This is a genomic window from Macellibacteroides sp., from assembly GCF_050251695.1.
GTDB lineage: Bacteria > Bacteroidota > Bacteroidia > Bacteroidales > Tannerellaceae > Macellibacteroides > Macellibacteroides fermentans.
In genome coordinates this window covers 1-5,829 of the sequence record NZ_JBFWMI010000134.1, presented here as the reverse complement: position 1 = coordinate 5,829, position 5,829 = coordinate 1, and the positions used below count along the sequence as shown (strand labels likewise).

7 protein-coding genes and 1 pseudogene are annotated in these 5,829 nt (G+C 40.6%); 4 read left to right on the top strand and 4 right to left on the bottom strand.

Annotated elements, in window-relative coordinates:
- Positions 1-1,043 (bottom strand): annotated as a pseudogene (locus AB7E53_RS13845) (S9 family peptidase); the annotation flags it as partial.
- Positions 1,044-1,073: 30 nt separating this feature from the next.
- Positions 1,074-1,589 (bottom strand): flavin reductase family protein, encoded by a 516-nt coding sequence (locus AB7E53_RS13840; protein ID WP_446776325.1) that lies wholly within the window; start codon positions 1,587-1,589, stop codon positions 1,074-1,076.
- A gap of 123 nt (positions 1,590-1,712) precedes the next feature.
- Here AB7E53_RS13840 and AB7E53_RS13835 point away from each other — a divergent pair, with 123 nt between their 5' ends.
- From AB7E53_RS13835 to AB7E53_RS13820, 4 genes are all read left to right on the top strand, one after another.
- The gene (locus AB7E53_RS13835; protein ID WP_446776323.1) at positions 1,713-2,402 is read left to right on the top strand and encodes a DUF2293 domain-containing protein; all 690 of its coding nucleotides are present in this window, start codon (positions 1,713-1,715) and stop codon (positions 2,400-2,402) included.
- A gap of 72 nt (positions 2,403-2,474) precedes the next feature.
- A complete protein-coding gene (locus AB7E53_RS13830) occupies positions 2,475-2,681 on the top strand; it encodes a helix-turn-helix transcriptional regulator (RefSeq protein ID WP_068181695.1) in 207 nt (68 codons plus the stop codon).
- Positions 2,678-3,001, top strand: coding sequence for a HipA N-terminal domain-containing protein (locus tag AB7E53_RS13825; protein ID WP_446776321.1), 324 nt, complete (start codon positions 2,678-2,680; stop codon positions 2,999-3,001). The genes AB7E53_RS13830 and AB7E53_RS13825 overlap by 4 nt, the downstream gene beginning before the upstream one ends.
- Before the next feature lie 2 nt (positions 3,002-3,003).
- Positions 3,004-4,008, top strand: a complete 1,005-nt coding sequence (locus AB7E53_RS13820; protein ID WP_446776319.1) for a type II toxin-antitoxin system HipA family toxin — start codon at positions 3,004-3,006, stop codon at positions 4,006-4,008.
- Between the two features lie 93 nt (positions 4,009-4,101).
- Here AB7E53_RS13820 and AB7E53_RS13815 read toward each other — a convergent pair whose 3' ends face one another.
- Both AB7E53_RS13815 and AB7E53_RS13810 read right to left on the bottom strand, forming a co-directional pair.
- Positions 4,102-4,893 (bottom strand): nucleotidyl transferase AbiEii/AbiGii toxin family protein, encoded by a 792-nt coding sequence (locus tag AB7E53_RS13815; RefSeq protein ID WP_421466836.1) that lies wholly within the window; start codon positions 4,891-4,893, stop codon positions 4,102-4,104.
- Entirely contained in the window at positions 4,890-5,702 is an 813-nt protein-coding gene (locus AB7E53_RS13810) for a type IV toxin-antitoxin system AbiEi family antitoxin domain-containing protein (protein ID WP_446776317.1), read from the bottom strand. Before AB7E53_RS13810 ends, AB7E53_RS13815 begins: the two co-directional genes overlap by 4 nt.
- Between the last annotated feature and the right edge of the window lie 127 nt (positions 5,703-5,829).

Below are 5,829 nucleotides of genomic sequence, written 5' to 3'. Positions count from 1 at the left end.
ACTGCCGTATAGGTTTTCTTCAAGTCCTTTGCCCTATCATAATCCTGTTGCGTATACTGCGTGTCTTCATCCCAATTCCAGATATGCACATTCGGTCGGTTCTCGGCAAGCACAGTCGTATCTTTCTGCTTCGGTTCGGGCGAAGTTCCGAAAAACAGTCGCGAAGAATTCCGCGAGAACTGAAGCGATTCGTTTTCACTCAACACCCATCCTGCCGGAAAAGCATTATTTTTCTTATCGGCAATCAAACGAGCCTTCTCCATTTTTTCAGAAACATACAGGGAATACCCCTTGAACGTTGAATCTTTATGAGCACAATACAAGAAAGCCAGCTTAAAGCCATTCTCATCGAAAGCCATTTTTTTAAGCACCCCTTTTCCTTCAAAAAGCAACGACTTTCCTTTCTCAGGAACAAACGTATGCAGACTTACCAGCGCTTCTTTATCATTTTTGTCCGATTCCGATTTAACGAAATACAAAACATTACTCTTCTTTGCAAAACCAAAATCTGTCACCGCCGGAAGTGAATCCATTTTCGTTCCGTCCAGCGACCTCACATACAAGGCAGAATCGGCCTTACTACCTCTTTGGTAAGCAATCCAATCGGCAGACTCCGACAATTTGAAGGTTCTCACAGAATCGATCACCTCCTTTTTATCCGAAACCAGGTGATAAATCACCAACTTGTTCATCGGCATCTTATCCTCTTTAGTCTTTTTCAACTTCAGCGAATCCACCACAGCAACAGATGGCTTCAGGGTAACCAACATAAAGTTTGACGAAGCAGAAAAAGAGGCTCCTTCGGCTGAGGCAAACGAAGCTTTTTCAGCCCCAAGATCACTATAGAGAGTCACGGACGCATCACCACGCCAAGGCTCCATCTGGCAAGCCACCCACTTACCATTATCCGAGATAGTCTGCGCCGTTATACGCTTCCAACCAATCACATCTTCCCACGCCAAAGGCTTAGTCGGGACCTGTGCCTGCGAAAACAGCGCTGTTCCAAGACATAAACCAAGCAAAACTGTTTTAAAATATTTCATCTGTATAAATTTTATAATCAATGAAGCTACCTATTCTTTTATCATTACTTTGCAAACCTCAGCAATGTACAAATGATGGAAATCACCCTCCGGATACCATTGGGAAATGATCTCTTTATCCAGAAAAGATTCCGCCACCATGGGCTGAACAAAAAGTTTCTTTACAAAGAAGACAGATTCAGCTTCAGCAAAATAAGGAACACCTTCTTCATCCTTACAAATTGTAAGTCCCGCTTTCGCTATTTTATCTTCGTCTCTGCCCGACACCTTACCCAGGTAAGTCAGCGCCTTCTTTTTGTATTCTTCGGCAAAAAAGGTTAGTGTAAATGTAGTAGCCTCGTCTACAAATTCTTTTGTAAATCGTTGGGGACGAATTACAACATACGCCACCTCCTTGTTCCACATAATACCCAACCCGCCCCAATTGGCCGTCATCGTATTCACACTACCATCGGATTTTGCGGCTGTAACCAACATCCATTTGTTCTTGAGGTCGAAGGCATCCATGCTTGCCTCCTTCGTCTTAACTACCTTAAAGCTATTCATTTGCTTATTTACTTATTATTTAGCACAAAAATATAAATTTAATTGCACATTCTTTCTTAGTTTTGCACCTTTATATTTCATTCGGATAAAGCGAATGCAGGTTGAAAATTTGAATTTAAGCATATGATGAACGGGCAATCGCGTATTGTGACCCTTGCAACAAACGGCAATTTACTGGACGAAAAAGGCCAGGTCGTTACACCACCCCTTGGTTGGATCTTTCTTCCTGCGGGAGATGCCGGAGTAACCAGAAAAGTAAGTGCAACAGGAATCTTCTGGCGGGTTCAGGTAAAAATGGGAAGACGAATCATTTCCAAAGGGCTTTGGGCACCTAAAGATACCATCGAACAAGCCAAACTTGAGATGAAGCATCTCCGCGAGACCGAGGCCTATCATAAGAAAGCCGAAGCATCCAAGCTTCGCCGTGAGAAAATTCAAACGGCCTATGTGGATGATTTTTGCAAACAAGTAAGATCCTTTCTCAACTTTCATCCATGCTATGCAGAGCAGGAAGCAAAGATTGCCCGAGTGGTAACCCTCCATGCCACACCCGTTGGAAGTGGAACCGTAGCCCGAACATCTACCATTCCGGTCGAAGAACGGGCGGCAAAAGCAGTTATCGCCTGGATGCGCCATAAAACCACGGCTTACGATCAAATGCCGATTGCACGTATTAAAGGAGAACGCCGCCGCGTACGCAATGTATTGGCCCAGCTATCGATGGAATTGCTTGATTCTTACCGCAAAGGAAACCCAATCAGTCCGGATTGCCCTCTTATGGCCTCCCTTAAATTACAACACTTAAACGTGTAAAATATGGCACTTTTGGAATGATTTAAGAATATATTTCATTACATTTGCATCAAAGAGGTAATATATTGCACTATGAAGCTGTATGAAACAATAAAAGAAAGGCGTGTATTGTTGGGGTTAACTCAGCAGGACTTGGCAGATATCTCGGGCGTAGGGCTGCGTACCATTAAATTAGTGGAATCATTAAAGGGAAACCCATCCATTGATGTTCTTTCCAGGCTTGGAGATGCACTGGGTCTGGAGCTGGTATTTAGAATTCGGCAGACAGATAAATTATGAGAAAAGCAGCCGTATATTCCAACCAGATGTTGGCAGGTTATCTCACAGAAAATGATGATAACACCTTTACGTTTGTCTACGATAAGGAGTATTTGGTATCACCCGGGAGTGATGCTATATCGCTCACCTTGCCATTACGTACAGAGCCATACCAAAACGACACCTTATTCCCCTTCTTTTTCAATATGCTTTCCGAAGGAGACAATAAAGCAATCCAATGCCGTAGATTGAAGATAGACGAAAATGATTTCTTCGGACTTCTACTGGCAACAGCAGGCATCGATACAATTGGAGCAATTACCGTAATTAAAACAACCTGATTATGTTTGAGATTAAAAACTGTCCGGGCACGCTTGCGCCCAACCATACTACATACAGTACTACGGCATTACGCAGACTTTTTGGAGGAAAAAAGGTGAGTCCATTTATGGAATTGTTGTACGACAATGAAGACACAACGGAAGAGATTGTTGAAAATATAAAAAGGATATCCATTTCCGGAGTACAAGAAAAGCTGTCTGCTATTATTCGAAAAGGGAAAATATGCCTGACTCCCGAAGGCGTACAGGGATTATATATAATTAAAGCAGCACCATCCAATAAATCCCTGAGGTTTCGTAACCAGATACCTGCTAATGAACATCTAACCATGCAGATTGCCAGACAGGTGTTCGCTATTGAAACGGGCGAAAATGGTTTATTATTTTTTCAGGATAATACACCAGCCTATATAATCAGGCGATTTGATATTGCCCGGGATGGAACTAAAATAAAACAGGAAGATTTTGCATCCCTGCTGGGCAAGACCTCGCTAACTTATGGCGGATCATTTAAATACACGGGTAGCTACGAAGATATTGCAACCTGTATAAAACGCTATGTGGCTGCATGGCAAGCAGAAATGGCTAAGTTTTTTAAACTGGTTGTATTCAACTATCTGTTCTGCAACAGCGATGCTCACCTAAAAAACTTTTCTTTGCATCAAACCCCCGATGGAGATTATCGCCTTTCTCCTGCTTACGATTTACTGAATGCCTCTATCCATGTAAAAGATTCCGATTTTGCACTTGAAGAAGGTTTATCTCCGAATCTGGTTAAATCGGATGTATATTCCCGTACCGGACATCCTTGTAAAGAAGATTTTGAAACCTTTGGCAAATTGATAGGATTGAATGAAGTCCAGGTTCAGAAAGCCCTGCATTCCTTTACTGGTTCGGACGAGCAAGTGAAGCAATTAATTTCAAATTCATATCTGGATGAACGATCCAAAAGAATGTATCTCCGCACCTACGAAGAACGAGTAAGCCGCTTTAACCGGAAAAATTAAATATGTCCGTATCTACAGCATATAAAATGAAATATCATCAAGAGTTGTGCGAACCCAGCCTTTCAGTAAACTATTTGTATTTTGAGTACTCATTTATATTTTCCCGATTAATTCATTTTTTATTAACTCCCAGGCCGTTATATTGTCATATTCAACCCCTGGCTTCAGTATAGCATGAATATCTTCCATAAATTCTCTATCAATCAGTTTTTCTTCCATATTGACAAGAAATTGCTTCTGAGTAGGAGGTTTATCCACAGAGTACTCCATATATGTTTTGTAACAATGGATTAATTTTTCAGCATCAACATTCTGATGATCCATTGCCCAATATAAATCAAACAAATCGCGCCCTTTGCGACGTTGATATAACGCACGCAGTTTTGTTCCCAGTAATTCTTCCAGTTCGTATCCAGTCAAATTGCATTCACCAGAAAACCATCCATTCTCAACTTTGTATGGAATTTCCTTTAATCCCAGCACTGTAAAATGCTCACGAGTGTTAATCTCTATCTTCAACCGCATATTTATTACCGGCTGCGTGCTCGTATCGAAACGATAAATGACAGTATTATTATGGATATGTTGTTTTACCACCCGCTTAGTTCCGAGGAACGCCAACCGTTCCCGAATTTGTTTTAATATTGGATTGATTGGCTCTGAATTGATTTGAACTAAATCTATATCTTCCGAATAGCGGACTTGCGGCTGAATATACAATTTATGCAAAGCAGTACCACCTCTGAAGGCAAGTGATTTTTTCAGCAGATCGTCAGAAAATATTTCTACCAAAGCCCTGGCAATGACTAAATCCTGCTCCACCTGCGCGTCATTCGGCCAGGGAGCAACTACTTTCCATTCGTCTATATATCGGCGTGGTATCATAAATCGCTTTCTATCTCTATATTTTTAATCACTTTCCATGTATCATCTAACTCTCCCTGTTTTTCTTTTTGAGTAACCAATAATACCGGAGATACATGTCTTTCATTCAAAATCTTTAGCAAAGAATCAGACAGTTTTTCTTCGCCTAAAACCTTATCTAAAATATACCCCAATCGTTGTATTACAGGAGTATTTGGATATCTCTTTGCCGTTTTTGAGAGTGCGGTTGCCTTCATAGCCTGTGCTAACTCCTCTAAAACAGTAACGACCCTATTTGCACCTATTTTATCGACATAAGCTAATAAATCTAATGCAGTTAATTCCGGAGAAGAGACATTGAGATAACCGGCGTCGGTTGTTTTCTGCACAATGTCATCCTGCTCCCATAAGTTTTTTGAAAAAAATGAGACCTTCAATTTATTATTATTAATACTCCTGGGGGCAGGGGTTTCTGCTATCACAAAGTATTCCATCGGTTGTTGATGCGCCGCCCCATATAAAGCTGCCGCTGACAACAAAGCTACATAATAGGGCTTACTCAAGGACTTCATCAGATCGTCGATAAACAAATATGGAGGGAGCATTCCCTGATTTGAGTAATTAGGTGGAATGATCACATAAAAGCCCTTTCGTATTTGAGCTATCTGTTTTTTGGTTTTATACCTGTACAAGCCTTGTAGTAATGTTTTCTCAGACGACTTGAATCGATTACGTAATTCCTCGAAAGTAAAAGCATAACGTCCTTGAGATTGCAGTTCAAAAAAAAACTGATCCCATTTATTACTTCTATCTAATTCCAAATTGACCATAAATTACATTTGCAAAACACTACATAATCTGTAGATGTTTGCAAATGTATATAATTTATTTGGGATTTTTAGTTATGGTACATAAAATATGAGAAATATGAATTGAAATTATTATCTTAGTAGCTAG

Bases quoted from the DNA above. Each gene is read 5' to 3' on its own strand.
- AB7E53_RS13840 (WP_446776325.1), bottom strand. From the start codon at position 1,589: ATGAATAGCTTTAAGGTAGTTAAGACGAAGGAGGCAAGCATGGATGCC.
- AB7E53_RS13835 (WP_446776323.1), top strand. From the start codon at position 1,713: ATGATGAACGGGCAATCGCGTATTGTGACCCTTGCAACAAACGGCAAT.
- AB7E53_RS13830 (WP_068181695.1), top strand. From the start codon at position 2,475: ATGAAGCTGTATGAAACAATAAAAGAAAGGCGTGTATTGTTGGGGTTA.
- AB7E53_RS13825 (WP_446776321.1), top strand. From the start codon at position 2,678: ATGAGAAAAGCAGCCGTATATTCCAACCAGATGTTGGCAGGTTATCTC.
- AB7E53_RS13820 (WP_446776319.1), top strand. From the start codon at position 3,004: ATGTTTGAGATTAAAAACTGTCCGGGCACGCTTGCGCCCAACCATACT.
- AB7E53_RS13815 (WP_421466836.1), bottom strand. From the start codon at position 4,893: ATGATACCACGCCGATATATAGACGAATGGAAAGTAGTTGCTCCCTGG.
- AB7E53_RS13810 (WP_446776317.1), bottom strand. From the start codon at position 5,702: ATGGTCAATTTGGAATTAGATAGAAGTAATAAATGGGATCAGTTTTTT.